The 17797-nt window shown below is 72.0% G+C and carries 19 protein-coding genes; 8 read left to right on the forward strand and 11 right to left on the reverse strand.

Annotation, left to right across the window (positions count from 1 at the left end; all coding sequences use genetic code 11):
• Positions 1 to 71 precede the first annotated feature (71 nt).
• From ACFW6B_RS21320 to ACFW6B_RS21330, 3 genes are all read right to left on the reverse strand, one after another.
• Positions 72 to 887 carry an AIM24 family protein gene (locus ACFW6B_RS21320; protein WP_386598043.1) on the reverse strand — a complete coding sequence of 272 codons (816 nt, stop codon included), beginning with the start codon at positions 885 to 887 and terminating at the stop codon, positions 72 to 74.
• 198 nt (positions 888 to 1085) lie between these two features.
• Positions 1086 to 1928 (reverse strand): calcium-binding protein, encoded by an 843-nt coding sequence (locus tag ACFW6B_RS21325; RefSeq protein ID WP_386598044.1) that lies wholly within the window; start codon positions 1926 to 1928, stop codon positions 1086 to 1088.
• A gap of 328 nt (positions 1929 to 2256) precedes the next feature.
• Complete coding sequence (locus ACFW6B_RS21330; RefSeq protein WP_386598045.1) at positions 2257 to 3621, reverse strand: alpha/beta hydrolase; 1365 nt, start codon at positions 3619 to 3621, stop codon at positions 2257 to 2259.
• Between the two features lie 46 nt (positions 3622 to 3667).
• On the opposite strand from ACFW6B_RS21330, the gene ACFW6B_RS21335 reads away from it, so the two are divergent.
• Positions 3668 to 4321 carry a TetR/AcrR family transcriptional regulator gene (locus tag ACFW6B_RS21335; RefSeq protein ID WP_386598046.1) on the forward strand — a complete coding sequence of 218 codons (654 nt, stop codon included), beginning with the start codon at positions 3668 to 3670 and terminating at the stop codon, positions 4319 to 4321.
• Positions 4322 to 4397: 76 nt separating this feature from the next.
• Complete coding sequence (locus ACFW6B_RS21340; protein WP_386598047.1) at positions 4398 to 4754, forward strand: hypothetical protein; 357 nt, start codon at positions 4398 to 4400, stop codon at positions 4752 to 4754.
• A gap of 150 nt (positions 4755 to 4904) precedes the next feature.
• Here the strand turns inward: ACFW6B_RS21340 and ACFW6B_RS21345 are convergent, their stop codons facing one another.
• Positions 4905 to 5732, reverse strand: coding sequence for an oxidoreductase (locus tag ACFW6B_RS21345; protein WP_386598048.1), 828 nt, complete (start codon positions 5730 to 5732; stop codon positions 4905 to 4907).
• A gap of 94 nt (positions 5733 to 5826) precedes the next feature.
• Between ACFW6B_RS21345 and ACFW6B_RS21350 the strand changes: the two genes are divergently transcribed.
• Positions 5827 to 6279, forward strand: coding sequence for a MerR family transcriptional regulator (locus tag ACFW6B_RS21350; protein ID WP_386598049.1), 453 nt, complete (start codon positions 5827 to 5829; stop codon positions 6277 to 6279).
• Here ACFW6B_RS21350 and ACFW6B_RS21355 read toward each other — a convergent pair.
• Positions 6261 to 7091, reverse strand: a complete 831-nt coding sequence (locus ACFW6B_RS21355) for an NmrA family NAD(P)-binding protein (protein ID WP_386598050.1) — start codon at positions 7089 to 7091, stop codon at positions 6261 to 6263. The two genes, ACFW6B_RS21350 and ACFW6B_RS21355, sit on opposite strands and share 19 nt — an antisense overlap.
• Positions 7092 to 7204: 113 nt before the next feature.
• On the opposite strand from ACFW6B_RS21355, the gene ACFW6B_RS21360 reads away from it, so the two are divergent.
• The gene (locus tag ACFW6B_RS21360; protein WP_386598051.1) at positions 7205 to 7624 is read left to right on the forward strand and encodes a winged helix-turn-helix transcriptional regulator; all 420 of its coding nucleotides are present in this window, start codon (positions 7205 to 7207) and stop codon (positions 7622 to 7624) included.
• A gap of 66 nt (positions 7625 to 7690) precedes the next feature.
• Positions 7691 to 8440 (forward strand): 3-oxoacyl-ACP reductase family protein, encoded by a 750-nt coding sequence (locus tag ACFW6B_RS21365; protein ID WP_386598052.1) that lies wholly within the window; start codon positions 7691 to 7693, stop codon positions 8438 to 8440.
• Between the two features lie 272 nt (positions 8441 to 8712).
• Here ACFW6B_RS21365 and alc read toward each other — a convergent pair whose 3' ends face one another.
• Together alc and allB are read right to left on the reverse strand one after the other, a co-directional pair.
• Positions 8713 to 9828, reverse strand: a complete 1116-nt coding sequence (gene alc, locus ACFW6B_RS21370; RefSeq protein WP_386598054.1) for an allantoicase — start codon at positions 9826 to 9828, stop codon at positions 8713 to 8715.
• A 50-nt stretch (positions 9829 to 9878) separates the two neighbouring features.
• Positions 9879 to 11219, reverse strand: coding sequence for an allantoinase AllB (gene allB / locus ACFW6B_RS21375; protein ID WP_386598055.1), 1341 nt, complete (start codon positions 11217 to 11219; stop codon positions 9879 to 9881).
• A gap of 356 nt (positions 11220 to 11575) precedes the next feature.
• Between allB and ACFW6B_RS21380 the strand changes: the two genes are divergently transcribed.
• Positions 11576 to 12379 (forward strand): IclR family transcriptional regulator, encoded by an 804-nt coding sequence (locus ACFW6B_RS21380; protein ID WP_386598056.1) that lies wholly within the window; start codon positions 11576 to 11578, stop codon positions 12377 to 12379.
• Between the two features lie 87 nt (positions 12380 to 12466).
• On the opposite strand, the gene ACFW6B_RS21385 is transcribed toward ACFW6B_RS21380, so the two are convergent.
• Positions 12467 to 12790 (reverse strand): DUF5955 family protein, encoded by a 324-nt coding sequence (locus tag ACFW6B_RS21385; protein WP_386598057.1) that lies wholly within the window; start codon positions 12788 to 12790, stop codon positions 12467 to 12469.
• A 212-nt stretch (positions 12791 to 13002) separates the two neighbouring features.
• Between ACFW6B_RS21385 and ACFW6B_RS21390 the strand changes: the two genes are divergently transcribed.
• Together ACFW6B_RS21390 and aceB are read left to right on the forward strand one after the other, a co-directional pair.
• Positions 13003 to 13602, forward strand: a complete 600-nt coding sequence (locus tag ACFW6B_RS21390) for an NTP transferase domain-containing protein (protein WP_386598058.1) — start codon at positions 13003 to 13005, stop codon at positions 13600 to 13602.
• A 319-nt stretch (positions 13603 to 13921) separates the two neighbouring features.
• A complete protein-coding gene (aceB, locus tag ACFW6B_RS21395; protein ID WP_386598060.1) occupies positions 13922 to 15556 on the forward strand; it encodes a malate synthase A in 1635 nt (544 codons plus the stop codon).
• A gap of 6 nt (positions 15557 to 15562) precedes the next feature.
• Here aceB and ACFW6B_RS21400 read toward each other — a convergent pair whose 3' ends face one another.
• From ACFW6B_RS21400 to ACFW6B_RS21410, 3 genes are read right to left on the reverse strand one after another with little or no spacing between them, the layout of a single operon-like run.
• Positions 15563 to 15883 carry a SelT/SelW/SelH family protein gene (locus ACFW6B_RS21400; RefSeq protein ID WP_386598061.1) on the reverse strand — a complete coding sequence of 107 codons (321 nt, stop codon included), beginning with the start codon at positions 15881 to 15883 and terminating at the stop codon, positions 15563 to 15565.
• On the reverse strand, positions 15880 to 16794 hold the full coding sequence (locus tag ACFW6B_RS21405; protein ID WP_386598062.1) for a HipA family kinase: 915 nt from the start codon (positions 16792 to 16794) through the stop codon (positions 15880 to 15882). Before ACFW6B_RS21405 ends, ACFW6B_RS21400 begins: the two co-directional genes overlap by 4 nt.
• A 21-nt stretch (positions 16795 to 16815) precedes the next feature.
• Positions 16816 to 17676: a tyrosine-type recombinase/integrase gene (locus ACFW6B_RS21410; RefSeq protein ID WP_386598063.1), complete on the reverse strand. Its 861-nt coding sequence runs from the start codon at positions 17674 to 17676 to the stop codon at positions 16816 to 16818.
• Between the last annotated feature and the right edge of the window lie 121 nt (positions 17677 to 17797).

Here is a 17797-nt window from a genome sequence, read left to right on the forward strand (position 1 = left end):
CGTCCTTCCACCGCTCCCGCGCCCCGCCCGGTCCGGACCGGCCGAGGGCGCGCCCCGCGCGGGCCTGGCGCTCACCCCGCGCCGGTCGAGAACAGCCCGCCCGTCGGCCCCTGCTTGTCGCCGCCCTGGGCCTTTCTCAGGGCGTTGGCCAGACTCTCGATGGTGAGGGACTGGAGGATCACCCGTCCGTTGCCCTCCAGGGTGGCCAGCGACAGGCCCTCGCCGCCGAAGACCGCGTTCATCAGGCCCTGCCGGTTGAGACCGCCGATGCGCTGGACGCCGTACTGGATGCCCTCCTCGAAGGCGACCACACAGCCCGTGTCGACCTCGATGCGGCCGCCGAAGTCGGCCGGGTTCAGGTCGATGAAGTTGCCCGCGCCCGCGATGATCACCGTGCCGTGGCCGGTGAACTTCTCCAGGACGAAACCCTCGCCGCCGCTGCGCCCGGTCCGGCCGCCCTGGAAGGCGATGCCGAACTGCACGGTCGACTCCGCGGCCACGAAGGCGTCCTTCTCGGCGAACCACGCCCGCGAGCCGTCGAGTTCCAGGGCGCGCATCTCGCCGGGCAGCACGCCCGCGAAACCGACGGTGCCCTCGCCGCCCGTCGACGTGAAGTACTGGAACGCCAGCGACTCGCCCGCGAGGGCGCGCTGGCCCGCCTGCATGGCGGTCCCCACGGCCTGGCGCAGCATGCCGCCCATGCCACCCCCGCCGCCCTGCTGTCCCCCGCCACCGCCGCCCGACGGCCCGGAGAGCCGCGTCTCCATGGTCACGTTGGTGGTCTTGAAGAGGAACTTCCCCGCCTCGCAGTACACGGTCTGGCCGAGGCGCAGGTTGACGACCGCCATCTGCATGGCGTTGCCGACGATTTCTTGCTGAAGGGTCACGTCGTGAGAACGCGGGAGACGGAGCGAAGAGTTCCGGCCGGCCGGGTGACGGGCGTCCGGAACACCGGGGGCAGCCCGAGGAAGACCCTGGGAGCGGGCGCGAGGACGACGGTGAGCCCCCACGCCCGCCCCCCGGCGGGCCCGCGTTACAAGTTCTGCGTTCCCGTTCCCGCTCTCGCTCCCGTTCTAGTTCTAGTTCTAGTTCTGGTAGACCCTGTCGGTGCCCGGGCCGCCGGACAGCGTGTCCGTGCCCGTGCCGCCGTGCAGCAGGTCGTTGCCGCTGTTGCCGTAGATCTTGTCGTTGCCGCTGTCGCCGTACAGCTTGTCGTCACCCTTGCCGCCGTGGACGAGGTCGGCGCCGGCCCCGGCGTGGATGACGTCGTTGCCGTCGTCCCCGAACAGGCCGCCGGAGAGCTGTCCCGAGGCGGTGCCGACGAGAGTGTCGTTGCCGGAACCTCCGTGGCACGCGACGGCGCAGTTGGTGAGCGTGTCGTTGCCCGCGCCGCCGGACGAGCCCTCGCCGTAGACGCCGCCGCCCCCGTCGATGCGGTCGTTGCCGTCCTCCCCGTACGGCTTGGAGCCGGAATTGCCCTTGAGGACGTCGTTGCCCTTGCCGCCGTAGACCGAGTTCAGCGTGGGGCCGGTGAGCGTCGCGGTGTCGTTGCCGTCACCGAGGTGGGCGTCGAAGTAATCCGTGTCGTTGGTGCCGCCCACGCCGACCGTCTTCGTGCACTCGACGATTTTGTGGTCGGCCGCCGACGGATAGCGGCACTGGTCCGTGGAGAGGGCGATGTCGTACTTGTCGCGGAAGGTGATGAGGACGACGTAGTAGTCCTCGGAGCCGACGTCGACCGTCTTCGCGGTCACCCTCAGGTCGTTGATCTGCCCGGCGGCGGCGTCGTACCGGAATTGGCCCCACGTGGTGCGGCTGAGAGAGGCCGGGTTCGCCGTGACCGCCTGGGCGGTGGACGCCGCGAGCACGCCCGCGCCGAGGGCGAGAGCAAGAGAGGCGGTGGAGGCGGTGGTCCTTAACGTGCGCATGTGGAAACAGCCTTTCGGGAAATCGGTGACGACCGGGACCGGTCGAAGGAGAGGCGATCGGATCCGGTGGAGAAAAGGCGCGGGCGCATGCGTCTTCACCGCTTCCGCCGTCGTCACGGCGGTTGGTGATCGAGCCGTGGGCCCGCACCCGCGTACGGGGTTCGGTTTCTTTTCCACACGCTTGGACACCACACACCGGGCAGGGGTTGTAGCGGAATTCCCCTCAGTTCTCACAGGCATCTCGATTTCCCTGCTATTAACCCGGTAGAAACCGAGAGGGAGCCTTTTCTTCGTTCTCCCGCGAACTCGGCGCCGTCTCCGGCGAATGTCACCTGCGGTCGCGCAGGAAGGCGGGTACGTCCTCGCGGGCCGGGAAGTCGGGCAAGGGCGCCGGCTCGTCCTGGAGGAACGCGGTGATGACGGCGGCGGCCCGGTCGTCGTTGTCGTCCAGGCCGTTCCACATGTGGTGCCCGACACCGGGCATGTACTGCGTGCGCCGGACGGCGGGGTCATTGGCGAGGATGTCGGTCGCCCATCGGCGGACCTGGGAGGAGCATTCGGCGATCATCAGCATCGCGGGGACCCGGGACCGCCTCAGCTGCGCCGCGACGGAGGGCGAGTCCCTGACCGACTGCTGGACGCGGAGGCTGGCGGCGGGGCTGAAGGAGAAGTTCCGCGCCGTGTCCTCGGAGGGGATGCGGTGCGCGTCGCGCGCGCAGTAGGCGGACGCGGTGTCACCGCCGAGGTCCGCGGCCGTGAAGGCGTTGTCGCCTTCCGCCTGTCCGATCAGCCCGGTGCCGGGGGTGAGGAGTCCGAGTCGCATGAGGCCGAACGCCACGGCGTACCGGGGGACGTGCGTCGATCGCGGCCCTGTCGGCACCGGCGCGAGGCCGCGGGCGGTTTTCCGGCCCTTGTGCCCGGCGCTCCGCGCCGTGGGACCGTCCATCGGACCGGGTTCGGCGATGATCGCCCGGCGCAGGCGCGCGGCGGTGCCGGGGTCGGCCAGGGCCCGGGTGAGCACGACGGCGCCCGACGAGAACCCGAGGACGTCGGCCCCGCGTCCGCCCAGACGGTCGAGGAAGGCGGCGAGGTCGCGGACCGACCTGGAGATCGTGTACTGGTCCATGGGGAGCAGGCCGCTCCGTCCGCCGCCGGCCTGCTCGTAGGCGTAGACGTCGTAGCCCTGGTGCGCCAGGAGCCGCAGGAACCGGTGGTCGAGCAGCGAGATGCCGCGCACCGGTCCACCGTTGAGGTAGACGAGCGGGACGGGACGGCGGGGGACGGCCTTCGCGGGCGGGTAGTGGTACACCGCGACACGGCTGCCCGTGGTCAGGTTCCAGTGCTGCGTGGTCACGAACGGCAGGGTCGGCGGGTACCGCCGGGCCGTGGGTGCGGTCGGGACACAGACCGACGCGGTCAGGGCCGCCGCGACGATCACCGGCAGGAACGGAACGATCCGGGCCGCCCGGGTGCGCCGCCGGCTCCGCCACAGTGCGGCCGCGACCCCGGCCCCGGAGGCCGTGAGCCATGCTCCGAGCCCTGATCCCGCCCCGTCCGTGAGGACGAGCAGGACGAGGAAGGCGACGACCAGCGCCGTGACGGCCACCAGGGCCAGGAGTAAGCGGCCGGCGAGGCCGACGAGACGTATGACGAACTTTGACAAGGCGGGCAAGGCGGGCCTCCGAAGTTTCATAACACTGTTTTGAAACGACGTTACCAAAGAAGGTAGGCTTCTCGTCATGGGCAGGCCCAGAACGAACGACGAGACCGTCAAAGAGCGGCTCGTGGAGTGCGCGACCGAGTTGCTCGCCACCCGGCCGCGGGAGTCGGTCACCGTCCGGGCCGTGGCGGCGTCCGCCGGGGCATCGACAGCGGCGGTGTACTCGCTGTTCGGCGGCAAGGACGGGCTGATCGAAGCGGTCCGCGGCACGGCCGTCACCAGCCTTTTCCGGGTCGTGGCGGCGGTGCCCGCCTCCGACGACCCCCTTGCCGACATCTACGCGCTGGCCGTGGCGTACCGGCGGTGGGGGCGCGACCACAGCCACCTGTACTCGGTGCTGTTCGGCGGAGTGCAGTCCTTCGAGCCGTCAGGAGCGGTCGGTACGAGCGACCCCGTACGGCCACTCGTCGCGGCGATCGACCGGGCCGTGGCGGAGTCGGTCCTCGACGGCCCGGTGACGTCGATCGCCCTTTCGCTCTGGGTGACCCTGCACGGGCTCGTGACCCTTGAACTGGCCGGTGCGCTGGACGCCCCCACGGCACAGGCCGCCTTCAGGTCGTCCGTCCACGCCACACTGCGCGGATGGACAACTCCCGCCGTGTTCCGCAGGCTTCGCGATTCCAGGTCGGCGGATCCAGGATCCGCCCCGATCCAGGAGACGGGGGCAGGATGACGGGTCAGGACACCGCGGGGAACGGCCGCCGGGGGCCGGTATGACGACACCTCATCTCGTCCCGCGAGGCGGTGGCGTGGCGGTGCGACTGGTTCACAACAAGGCATTGCCGGAACGGGCGGGAGAGGAACCGGCCACACCGCTCACGGCGATCGAACGGGTCACGGTGGACGGGCGGTTCCCGCACGACACCGGCCGGGTGAGGACGCACCGCTACACGGACACCCACAGGGGCAGCCGCTTCCGCACGACCACCGGCCACGGAAGGCCGATCGAGATCGTTTACGACCCGGAGGGCCCCTCCCGGGCCGTGGCCCCCGCGTCCCTGGGCATGCGCGTCATGGCGGCCGTCCTGACGCCCATGGGGCTCGCCGTCCTCTGCGGTGCCCTCCGGTACGCGTACCCGGTGGTCGGCGAGGCGTTCACCGGCTGACGTCCGACGCGCGGGCGCCGCCCACCGGGCCGGCACGGCCGGGACCGCGGCCCGGGAACGCCGAGAGGCCCTGGGCCGCGGTCCCGGCCACCGGGAGATCACCCGGTCGGGGAGCCGCGTTCGAACGGCGGCCGGGAAGCGGGCGATCGCTCAGACGGCGGTGGAGAGGGACACCTGGCGCCACCGGTCGAGTTCGCGTCGTACCAGGTCCAGTTTCGCCTCGACGCGCTCGACCGCGTCCGCGCCCAACTGCAGGCGCAGCGGCGGTTCTTCGACCTCCGTGACGTCGACTATGGCTTTGGCCCCCTTCGCCGGGTCGCCCGGCTGGCGGCCGTCGTTGGCGGCCAGTGCCTCGCGCACCGGGCCCGCGCCGACGGTGTAGTCGGCGATGGAGGCCGGTTCGACCCGGAGGCTGGAGCCGCCGAGGAAGTCGGTGCGGAAGCCGCCCGGTTCGACGACGGTGACGCGGACGCCGAGCGGGGCGAGTTCACCGTGCAGCGCCTCGGAGATGCCCTCGAGGGCGAACTTCGACGCGCCGTACAGGCCCACCGCCGGAGCGGTGGCGAAGCCCCCCACGGAGCCGATGTTCAGGACGTGCCCGGACCGCTGGGCACGCAGCGTCGGCAGGGTCGCCCGCAACGTGTTGAGCACGCCGAACACGTTGACGTCGAACAGGTCCCGGGCGGCCTTGTCGGAGGTCTCCTCGATCGCGCCGACGAGGCCGTAACCGGCGTTGTTGACCACGACGTCGATCCGGCCGAACTCCGCCAGTCCGGCTTCCACCGCGGCCGTCAGCTGCTCCGGTTCGGTCACGTCCGCGTCCACCGCCAGCAACCCGTCCGGCTTCTCCGGGTACGCCTCGATCACCGCCGACGCGTCCCTCGCCGTGGCGATGACACCGTGCCCCCGGCGCAGCGCCTCACGGGTGACCTCCGCGCCGAGCCCGCGCGACGCACCGGTGACAAACCAAACGCTCATGTTCTCCCACATTCCGATCGCCCGACTGGCCAACGGCTCGACGTTAGAAGCTAGAGTCATGTCTAGATCAACAGCCGTGTGACGGGAGTCACTTGTGGACCTGAGCATCGGTGAGGTGGCGCAGCGCAGCGGGCTGAGCGTTCACGCGCTGCGGTTCTACGAGCGGGAGGGCCTGTTCGCCAACCCGGTGCGCCGTTTGTCCAACGGCCGTCGCGTCTACCACGAGGAAGACCTGGAGTGGCTGGCGATCTGCACCAAGCTGCGCTCGTCCGGCATGTCGCTGGCGACGATCCGACAGTACATCGAGCTGGTCCGCCAGGGGCCGGGCAACGAACACGACCGGCTGGAGCTGTTGCGCCGACACGAAGCCCATGTGGATTCCCGGATAAGGGAGTTGCGGGAAGCCCTGGAGGTGATGCGGTACAAGGTGCGGATCTACGAGGAGCATGTCGGCCGCGGTGAGGCCGACCGGCTCTGGAACCCGTCCCGCCCGGACACCCCCCGGACCGGCGACCACCAGGAGTGTCCTCAGCCCGAGGGCACGTGATCGTCCGGCCGTGCGGCGGACGCCGCCGCGACGGCCACGGCCAGGGGGTCGCGGGCCGGGCGGCCGAGGATGTCCGTGAGGTCGGGAGCGGTGCCGTCCAGGAAGCCGTGCCGGACGCCCGTGGCGATCGAGGCGAGCATGGGCGGCTGGAACGGCAGGAGTCCCGGCGTCTCGTCGAGGAGCCTGCGCCGGTACTCGCCCAGCCCGATGGTGCGGTGCGGGACGCCGAGCCGGCCGGCGACCTGGTCCGCCGTGACCGGCGTACCGACGAGGTCGTGGACCCGCCCGTCGTGCCGGGCCGGATTCGCCGCGACCGACGCCGCGGCGTCGGCGAGGTCCTCCCGCGCGACCGCGGCCAGGGCGCCGTCCGCGAACGCGGACTCCACACCGTCGCCCGACCATGTCAGCAGCCCGCCGAAGAGTTCGGCGTACAGACCGTTGCGCAGGATCGTCCACGGCAGTCCGCTCGCCCGCACCAGGCGCTCGGTGGCGCGGTGCGCCAGGGCGAAACCGAGATGGTCGCCGGCCGTGGTCAGGCTCGTGTAGACGACGTGGCCGACGCCGTCGCGGACGGCGGCGTCCAGGACCGCCGTGTGCCGGGCGAGGACGCGGTCGTCCTCGGCGTAACCGGCGGAGACCAGCACCAGGGTCGACACCCCGGTGAGGTCGAGGCCCGCGCGGTCGTCGAAGTCGAGGTGCCGCATCCCCTCACCGGGCGTGCGGCTGCCGCCCGTCGCGGCGGCGCCGCCTGCGCGCAGCGCCGCGAGTACGGCCGAGCCGAGGTTCCCGCTCGCTCCCGTCACCAGGATCATGCCGGTCGAAGCCTTCCGTCGTGGTTCTCAGTAGTGGTTCTCGGTCGTGGTTCTCGTCGGTAACTACGCTTGATCCTTGATCGCGCGTCCGCCGGCCACAAGAAGGCAGTTCGATGTCACTCACGCACACCGGGGTAACCGCCCCCGCAGACCTCGACCCCTGTGGCCGTGAGGACCACCCCGACTGCGGCATCCGCGATGTCCTGGACCGCATCGGCGACACGTGGTCGGTGCTCGTGGTCGTCGAACTCGCGGGCGGGACGCGGCGGTTCCGCGAACTGCAGCGCGCCGTCGAAGGCATCTCCCAGCGCATGCTCACCCTCACCGTCCGCAGGCTCGAACGCGACGGCCTCGTGCTGCGCACCGTCTACCCGACCGTCCCGGCCCAGGTCGACTACCGCCTGACCCGGACCGGAGCCGAACTGACCCACATGATCAAGGCACTTGCCGACTGGTCGCTCGCCCATCGTGACGTCATCGCCGAGGCGCGAAACGCGTACGACCGGACCCACCCCGGCCACGGAATCCGCTGACGAGCGGGCGAGTTCGACGTCCGTTCGCCGCCAGCGCCGGTGTCCCGCGGCGGGTGGGATGGAGGCATGACTTCTCGGAAGAACATGAACGGCAAGGTGGCTCTCGTGACCGGCGGCAGCCGGGGCATCGGGGCCGCCACGGCGCTGCGTCTGGCCCGCGAGGGCGCGGACGTGGCCGTCACCTATGTGAGCGGCAAGGAGGCCGCGGAGGAGGTGGTACGAGGCGTCGAGGCACTGGGGCGCAGGGGGCTCGCCCTGTGCGCGGACTCCGCCGACGCGGCGGAGGCGGGCGCGGTGGCCGGCCGGGTCGTCGCGGAGCTCGGGCGGCTCGACGTCCTCGTCAACAACGCCGGGGTAGGTGTCCTCGGTCCGCTGGAGTCCCTGACCCTGGCGGACGTGGACCGGGTGCTCGACGTGAACGTACGGGGGGTCTTCCTGGCCTCGCAGTCGGCCGCGCCGCACCTCGGCGACGGCGGACGGATCGTCACGATCGGCAGTTGCATGGCGCAGCGGGTCGCCGGTCCCGGAGGAACGCTCTACGCGATGAGCAAGTCGGCGCTGATCGGTCTGACCAAGGCGCTGGCGCGGGAACTGGGCGACCGCGGGATCACCGCCAACCTCGTCCATCCCGGCCCCGTCGACACGGACATGAACCCGGCCGACGGCCCGTACGCTCCGGGCCAGAGCGCGTTGACCGCCGTGGGCCGCTTCGGCGCCGCCGAGGAGGTCGCGTCGATCGTCGCGTACCTGGCGGGGAGCGAGGCGGGGTACGTGACGGGGGCGGAGTTCGCGGTGGACGGCGGCCACGCGGCGTGACGACAGGCGGGGAGCCGACCGCGTGGGACGGACGGTGACACACGCGGGGGGACCGACCGCGCAGGGCGGGCGGTGACGGCATCGCGGGGGCCGCTACGGGGCGGCCCCCGCCCGGGTCGCGCCAGGAACGCACCGGACCGGCCACGGAACCGGACGGACCGACCACGGAACCAGACAGGCCGGGCACGAACCGGACAGGCCGGGCGAGGAACGGACGGGCCGGGCGAGGAACGGACGGGCCGAGGAACGGACCGGACGGACCGAGGAACGGTTCAGCCGCCCAGTTCCTGGTGCCGCGCCGTCAGCCGTGACGCCCCCTCCTCCGTCAGGGAGCCGAAGAGGCGCAGTCGGGAGATGCCTCCGTCCGGGAAGACGTCCACGCGCGCGTGCGTACCGACGGCGGGTGCGGAAAGGACGAAGCGGTGGCAGGTGTCGGGCTGGAGGCGGGTGCGGGGCAGGATCTCCGTCCACTCCCCCGCGTCGCCGTCCCTCACCGACACCGAGGCCCATCCGGCGCTGTTGCCCTTCAGGTACGCCGTGTCGATCTCTACGGCGCGGACCTCGGACCGGGCGAGAAGCCGGTAGCGGATCCAGTCGTGGCCGGTGTCGCGTCGCCGGCGGGTCTCCCAGCCGTCGTCCATCTTGCGCGAGCGGCCCGGCCGGATGGTGTTGGTGGCGGGAGAGTAGAAGAGGTCGGAGGCGTCCTCGACCTGTCCGCCGTTCTCCAGGGCGACCACGTCGAAGGTGCCGAGGGCGGACAGCCAGCGGGGGTCGGGCACGACCTCGCCGTGCACCCGCAGCCGTGCGATGCCCCCGTCGGGGTGCTGGTTGACGCGCAGGTGCGTGAAGCGCTGTTCCACGGAGACGGCGAAGCCGTTGGCCGCGTGGCCGCCGACCGGGGTGCGCGGTACGAGGGTGGTCCACTTCACCCCGTCCGCGAGCAGTTCCTCGGGCGAGGGCGAACCGGGCACCGAGGCGCCCTCGACCGACACCGCCTGCGGGTAGTTGCCGCGGAAGTGGGCCGTGTCGACGACGATCCCGCGGATCACACCGGGGGCGCCGAGGCGCACCAGGGCCCAGTCGTGGTCCTCGGCGGCCGGCCACGGGTGCTCGGCGGAGGCGCCGCGGCGCCTCCGGGTCTCCCAGCCGTCCATGATCTTGCCCTTGTGGCCGAAGCGCTCGGGGTCGAACTCGGCGGCCCCGGGCACGAGGAGGTTCTCGCGCTGGGCGAAGAACTCGTCGTTGGCGGCGACGACACCCGCCCCCAGCCGCCGGTCCGCCAGGTCGGCGTACCGGGTGAAGGGGAAGTCCGCGGTGCGGTAGTCCGCGTAAGGGTCGCCGCCCCGGTAGGGGTTCGCGTCTCCGGTGAAGCTCTGGGTCGCCGTCACGGTGATCAGGGGTTCCTTTCGGGAGTCGGCCGACGCGGTGAGGGGGCGGATCAGGTCGTCCGGGTCAGCAGGCGACCCGTCGGTTCGGTGAACCCGCCGTCCGCGGCGATGCGTTCGCCGCGCAGCCACGTCGACTTCACGACACCGCTCAGGGTCCTGCCCGCGTAGGCCGTCACCCGGTTGCGGTGCTGGAGCGCGGTGGGGTCGACGGTGAAGGTGGCGTCGGGGTCGAACACCGCGAAGTCGGCGTCGTGGCCCGCCGCGACGGCCCCCTTGCGGTGGTCCAGGCCGACCAGCCGGGCCGTGCCGGAGGACATCCAGCGCACCACGTCCTCCAGACCGTGACCGCGACCGCGGGCCTCGGTCCACACGGCGGACAGGCTCAGCTGGAGGCCGGAGATGCCGCCCCACGCGGTCGCGAAGTCGTCCGTCTTGAGGTCGGCGGTCGACGGCGAGTGGTCGGTGACCACGCAGTCGATGGTGCCGTCGGCCAGCGCCTGCCACAGGAGGTCCTGGTTGGCGGCCTCGCGGATGGGCGGGCAGCACTTGAACTCGCTGGCGCCGTCCGGGACTTCCTCCGCCGTCAGGGTGAGGTAGTGCGGGCACGTCTCGACCGTGAGCCGGACGCCGTCCGCCTTGGCGGCGGCGATCAGCGGGAGCGCGTCGCTCGACGACAGGTGCAGCACGTGCACCCGCGCGTCGAGGCGCTCGGCCTGCGCGATGACGCTCCCGATGGCGGTGTCCTCGGCGCCCCGGGGGCGCGAGGCGAGGAAGTCGGCGTACTTGCGGCCGCCCTTCTGCGGGGCGGCGGCCAAGCGGCCCGGGTCCTCGGCGTGCACGATCAGCAGGCCGCCGAAACCGGCGATCTCCCTTAGGGACCTGGCCAGTTGGTCCTGGTCCAGCTCGGGGAACTCCTCGACCCCGGACGGCGACAGGAAGGCCTTGAACCCGAAGACTCCGGCGTCGTGCAGGGGTCGCAGGTCCTCGACGTTGCCGGGCAGCGCGCCGCCCCAGAAGCCGACGTCGACGTGCGCCTTGGAACGTGCGACGTCCCGCTTCGTACGGAGGTTGTCCACCGTCGTCGTCGGCGGGAGGGAGTTGAGCGGCATGTCGATCAGGGTGGTGATGCCGCCGGCGGCCGCGGCACGGGTCGCGGTCCAGAACCCCTCCCACTCGGTGCGGCCGGGGTCGTTCACGTGGACGTGGGTGTCGACGAGGCCGGGCAGCAGGGCGTCGTCGCCGAAGTCCTCGAACCGGGCTCCGGGCGGTACCGCCGCGTCGTACGGCAGCACGGCCGTGATCTTCCCCGCCGCGACCGCGACCGACGCGGCGCGCGTCCCCTCGGGAGTGATGACGCGCGTCGAGCGCAGCACCAGTTCGGCATCGGACACCCGGACCCCTCTCTCCGCCGTCGATTCCCGTTGCCGCCGGGTCGCTTCCGCGTAACGGAATTCAACTTTCTGTTGAAGAAGTCTTCACTCCGGTCCCCACCCCGTCAAGGGCACGTTCCCCACCCTCCGCCACCCCGGCCGACGTCCGTCTCCGGCGCCCGTCTCCGGCGCACCCGACCGGCACGCCTTCCGTATTGCGGAGCCTTGATTCCGCTGAACGGAATGCGGTGTCATCCTGCCCGGAGGCCGATCGACCGCCGGGTAGGCTGCGTCTCTGCCCGCCCGCCACCCGTCACCACCCCTTCGAGAGTCCTCGGTCTCCCCCGCTCGAACCGCGCCCCGAAAGGACCGCCGCCGTGCCGCCGTCCAGCGCCAGCACCACCGACGCCAGATCGTCCGCTCCCAGTGGCGGCGTCCAGTCCCTCGAGCGCGCCTTCGATCTGCTGGAGCGCATGGCGGACGCCGGGGGCGAGGTCGGCCTGAGCGAGCTCTCCGCGAGCAGCGGGCTGCCGCTGCCCACCATCCACCGGCTGATGCGCACCCTCGTGGCCTGCGGGTACGTACGGCAGCAGGCCAACCGTCGGTACGCGCTCGGTCCCCGTCTGATCCGTCTCGGCGAATCCGCCTCCCGGCTGCTCGGCACCTGGGCCCGCCCCTCCCTGGCGCGTCTGGTGGAGGAGACCGGCGAGACCGCGAACATGGCCCTGCTCGACGGGGACGAGGTCGTCTACGTCGCCCAGGTGCCGTCGAAGCACTCGATGCGCATGTTCACCGAGGTGGGGCGCCGGGTGCTGCCGCACTCCACGGGCGTCGGCAAGGCGCTGCTGTCCGGCGCCCCGGACGACGAGGTGCGCGCGCTGCTCGCCCGTACGGGCATGCCCGCCGCGACGGAGAAGACGATCACCACGCCGGACGGCTTCCTCGCCGCCCTCGACGAGGTGCGCAGGACCGGTTACGCGGTCGACGACAACGAGCAGGAGATCGGCGTCCGCTGCCTGGCCGTCCTCGTGCCCGACTCCCCGACCGCCGCCGCGATCTCGATCTCCGGCCCGGCCGGCCGGGTCACCGAGGCCGCCACCGAGAAGATCGTGCCGGTGCTCCACCAGGTCGCGGCGGAACTGTCGGAGGTCCTGGCCGACTCGGGCCAGGGCACCGGCTGACGCGGCTCCGGGCGGAAAGGCCGCCCCGCCGCGGGCGCGGCCCCGGACGGAGGAGCCGTCCCGCCGCGGGCGCGGCCCCGGCGGCGGTCACCGCCGGGTTCGGTGCGGGGGCTCCCCGAAGAGTTCGACCGCGCTGCGGACGTCCGCGAGGCGGGTCGCGAGGGCGCTCACCGAGCCGATCGCGCCCGCGACCAGAAGGAGCGAGCGGCGCAGCCGGGGAACCTCCGGGGCGCCCCCGGCGGCCATCGCGGCGAGGGACGCGAGTTCGTCCTCGGCGATCCCCCGGTCGGGGAACTCGACCGGATGCACGGCGAGTTCACGGCGCAGCCGGGCGACGGCGGTACGCAACTCCGCCACCCTCGGATCCTCGTCGCTGCCCGTCACCGGTCTCTGCCCCAAGCTCCGCAACACAGCTCTCCCCCTCGCGCACGCCGCCGCGCGTCCGCCCTGCTCGTATCGGCTCCAGTGCCCCGTGGCGGTGGTCAGGCGCCGAGGGACGCGGGTCAGTAAACGCCACCTGGTGCGCCGGGCGCCACCGCGCGGACCGAAATTCGGTCCGGGGCCCCCGCGGTGACGGCCCGGGTTCCGGGGCACGCTCGCGCCCGGTCGGGTATGCAGGGGGCATGGCGGAGAACAAGGGCGAGGTGGCGGGGCTGTTGCTGGCGGCCGGAGGCGGACGGCGTCTCGGGGGCCGCCCCAAGGCGCTGCTGCCCCACCGGGGGCGGCCCCTCGTCGAACACGCGGTGGCGGAGCTCCGGGCGGGCGGCTGTGCCCGCGTCCATGTCGTCCTCGGCGCCGGAGCCGATGCCGTGCGGGACCGCGCGTCGCTGACCGGATGCGCCCTCGTGGACAACCCGCTCTGGGAGGAGGGCATGGGCTCCTCGCTGCGGGCAGGGCTCGGCTCCCTGGCGGATTCGGGGGCGCGGGCCGCACTGGTGTCGCTGGTCGACCAGCCGGGGATCGGCCGGGAGGCGGTGGCCCGGGTGCTGGCCGCGTACGCCTCCCCGCTGACGCTGGCCGCGGCGGCGTACGACGGTGAGCGCGGTCATCCGGTGCTCTTCGGGGCCGGTCACTGGGCCGGGATCGCGGCGTCCGCCACCGGTGACCGGGGGGCGCGCGCCTATCTGAGGGCCCACGACGACGCGGTCGTCCTCGTGGAGTGCGGGGACGTGGCGCGGGCCTACGACATCGACACGGAGGCCGACCTGGTCCACCTCGAATGAACGCGGCACCGAGCGCGACCTCCCGCCGGACCTCCACCGGCCTTCCGCCACTCTTCCAGCGGTCTTCCGCCGGTCCGGCGGTCCTCGACATCAACAAACCATTGAACTTCCACCATGAGGAAATTAGTATCCACTGCCCAGAAGCGCCTCGCCGTCCCGGGGGCTCCCGGCCCGGTTCGCGCGCGGCACGGCACCGGATGCCAGGCGCGGTGACGCCGTCCGTGGTTCGCTCGTCCGACCGGCATGCGGCGCGCCCGCAGGCCCGTACGCGGTTCGCCGTGCCCCGCCCGCACACAGCTCGCTGAAGGAGTGACAGCCCATGTCCGCACCAGCGCCGTCCCCGCCGGTCGTCGTCGACGCCGAGCCCCTGCCCCGGCAGGAGGAGGTCCTGACCGAGGCGGCCCTCGCCTTCGTGGCCGAGCTGCACCGGCGGTTCACGCCCCGGCGTGACGAGCTCCTCGCCCGCCGCGCGGAGCGCCGTGCCGAGATCGCCCGCGTCTCCACGCTCGACTTCCTCCCGGAGACCGCCGCGATCCGCGAGGACGACTCCTGGCGGGTGGCCCCCGCTCCGGCCGCGCTCGAGGACCGCCGGGTCGAGATCACCGGCCCCACCGACCGCAAGATGACGGTCAACGCCCTCAACTCCGGTGCCCGGGTCTGGCTCGCGGACTTCGAGGACGCCTCGGCACCGACCTGGGAGAACGTCGTCCTCGGTCAGCTCAACCTGATCGACGCGTACACCCGGAACATCGACTTCACCGACCCGGCCTCCGGCAAGTCGTACGCCCTCGGGCCCGAAGCAGGGCTCGCGACCGTCGTGATGCGGCCGCGCGGCTGGCATCTGAACGAGCGTCACCTCGTCGCCGCCGACGGCACGCCCGTGCCGGGCGCGCTCGTCGACTTCGGCCTCTACTTCTTCCACAACGCGCGACGGCTGCTCGACCTCGGCAAGGGCCCTTACTTCTACCTGCCGAAGACCGAGTCCCACCTCGAAGCCCGCCTGTGGAACGACGTGTTCGTCTTCGCGCAGGACCACCTCGGGATCCCGCGGGGCACGGTCCGCGCGACCGTGCTGATCGAGACGATCACAGCCGCGTACGAGATGGACGAGATCCTCTACGAACTCCGTGACCACGCCTCCGGGTTGAACGCTGGCCGCTGGGACTACCTCTTCTCCATCGTCAAGAACTTCCGTGACGGCGGTACCAAGTTCGTCCTGCCGGACCGCAACGCGGTGACGATGACGGCCCCGTTCATGCGGGCGTACACCGAACTCCTCGTCCGCACCTGCCACCGGCGCGGCGCTCACGCGATCGGCGGCATGGCCGCGTTCATCCCCTCGCGGCGCGACGAGGAGGTCAACAGGGTGGCCTTCGAGAAGGTGAAGGCGGACAAGGACCGTGAGGCGGCCGACGGCTTCGACGGCTCGTGGGTGGCCCACCCCGACCTCGTCCCGATCGCGATGGCCTCCTTCGACGCCGTCCTCGGCGACCGGCCGCACCAGAAGGACCGGCTGCGCGAGGACGTGTCGGTCGCGGCCGGTGACCTCATCGCCGTCGACTCGCTCGACGCGCGGCCGACGTACGACGGTCTGGTCAACGCCGTGCAGGTCGGCATCCGTTACATCGAGGCATGGCTGCGCGGCCTGGGCGCCGTCGCCATCTTCAACCTCATGGAGGACGCCGCCACCGCCGAGATCTCGCGCTCGCAGATCTGGCAGTGGATCAACGCGGGCGTCACCTTCGAGCACGACGGCCGGACGGTGACGGCCACTCCGGAGCTGACCCGCGAGATCGCCGCGCGCGAGCTCGCGGACATCCGCGCCGGGATCGGCGAGGATGCCTTCGCGGCCGGCCGCTGGCAGCAGGCGCACGACCTGCTCCTGAAGGTCGCGCTGGACGAGGACTACGCGGACTTCCTCACCCTGCCCGCCTACGAGCAGCTCACCGGCTGACCCGGCTCAGTCCGCCGTACGGTCCGAGTGGCCCAGGGATTTCTCCGGGGCCACCCGGTCACGTACCAGGCGCTTGACCGCGGTCGGCTCGGGGAAGCCCTGTTCGCGGCGGTCCCAGATCACCTCGTCGTCGACCCGGACGACGAAGACACCGCCGGTGCCGGGCTTCAGGGACAGCTCGTCGAGCTCCGCCTCGAAGGTGGTGAGCAGTTCCTGCGCCAGCCAGGCCGCGCGGGGCAGCCAGCGGCACTGTGTGCAGTACTCGATCTGGACCCGGTGGACGTCCGTCACCCTGTCCGCCATCCCGTCCGTCGTCCCGTCCGTCATCCCAGATGCACCGACCAATCCTGTTCCGCCGCCGGTTTGCCGTGCAGGTCGGGGACGCGTTTGAGCCAGTCCGGGCGGCCCCGCTGGGTCCGCTCCGCGCGGTCGGCGTCCTCGGCCGCGAGCTGTTCACGGCTCGGGAAGTCCGTGGGGAGCCAGGCCGCCGAGGCGCGGACACGGGCGAGGAGGTAGGCGGCGTACGCCTCGCGGACCGCGTCCGGGCCCGTGAAGCCGGGCTCCTCCGCCAGCCAGGCGTCGGGCACCTGCGCCAGGACCGAGCGCAGCAGTTCCTCGGTGACCCGGGGGGCGAGTTCGGCGTCGGCCGCGCGGGTGTCCGGGCCGTGGCCGCCGAGCGCGTGGTTCCTGAAGTCGTACGCCTTCTCCGGCGCCGAGGCGTCCCAGCGGTGGTGGAAGACGAGGGCGGCGCCGTGGTCGATCAGCCACAGACGGGGCGGCGCGACGCCGAGGGTGGGCCAGACCATCAGGTTCGAGCTGTGCACCGTGCGGTCCACGTTGACGGTGAGGGCGTCCAGCCAGATCACCTTGCCCGCCTCCAGCGGGTCGACCGGGAACGTCCGCGCGACCTCGGGGGTGAAGTCCCTCGCGCCCGGCAGGTAGTCCATGCCGAGGTTGAGCCCGGCGCTGGCCCGCAGCAGGTCCTGGACCTCCTGATGGGGTTCGTGCCCGCCGACGGCCGGGTCGAAGTGGACGAGGACCAGTTCGGGGAAGCGGAGCCCGAGGGCCCGGGCCAGCTCGCCGACGATGATCTCGGCGACCAGCGCCTTGTGCCCCTGGGCGGACCCCGTGAACTTCACGACGTAGGTCCCCAGGTCGTCGGCCTCGACGACTCCGGGGACGGAGCCGCCCGCGTGCAGGGGCTCGATGTAGCGGATTGCGGTGACGTGTCTCAGCATTTCCGGAGCCAACCTGTCCCCTCAGCCTTGCAATCCACGGCCACCTCCCGAACCGCCCATCGAGCGGGATCGCCCGGGACCAGCCGTGGGGAGAATCTGGGGAGTTTGGATCGGCATGCTGTTTCCCGTCCTCCCCAGCAGTGCGTCGACGGCCGTACGTCCCTTGCTTCCGGCCTCTGGCATGAAGTGTGCATAGTAACCGAGGGTGATCGCCGGTGAGGAGTGCCCGAGCCAGCGGGCCACGGTCACCACGGACTCCCCCGCCTCCAGCATGATCGAGGCGAAGGTGTGCCGCAGCACGTGGAATCCGTCGTGCGGGGCCGCCTCCCACTGCCACTGCTTCGCCCCCTCCGCCCGGGGCTGGATGACCCCTGCCTTGGCCAGCGCGGGCTTCCAGGTGTAGGTGTTCCACGTGTTCACCGCGACGGCGTTGCCGAACCGAGTGGTGAGCAGCAGGGAGCACTTCCTCCTCCGTGCGGCCGCCTCCGGCTTCCCCCACGGCAACTCGACCTCCACCGGCGGGAACGCCTCGATGTGCCGCTTCAGCTCTTCGGCCACCACGGGGGGCATGTCGACGATCCGGGTCTTCTTTCCCTTCGGCAGGGCGAAGTACAGCCTCCCCTTGATCGCCTGGACCTGGCGGCGGACGCGGAGGACGCCGCGTCCGTAGTCGATGTCCTCGGGACCCAGCCCGAACACTTCGCCTTGCCGGAGCCCGCAGCCCAGCCCGAGCACGACGGCGATCCGGTTCCGCGGGCTGATGACGTCGCGGACGCGCAGCGCGGTCTCCAGCGGCCACGCCTCGCGGCGCTCCTGCGCGGCCCGGGGCCACCGCACGGACTTCGCCCGCATGGGGTTGGCGACGAGCCGCTTGTCGTCCACGGCCGCTTCCAGGATGGAGGACAGCTCGGACAGGATGCCGCGGCGGTAGTCGACCGAGACGACGGTGCCGTCCAGCTTCGCGACGTACGCGCGCAGGTCCGCCGCCGTGATGCTCCTGAGC

The organism is Streptomyces sp. NPDC058751 (assembly GCF_042746485.1).
Classification (GTDB): Bacteria; Actinomycetota; Actinomycetes; order Streptomycetales; family Streptomycetaceae; genus Streptomyces.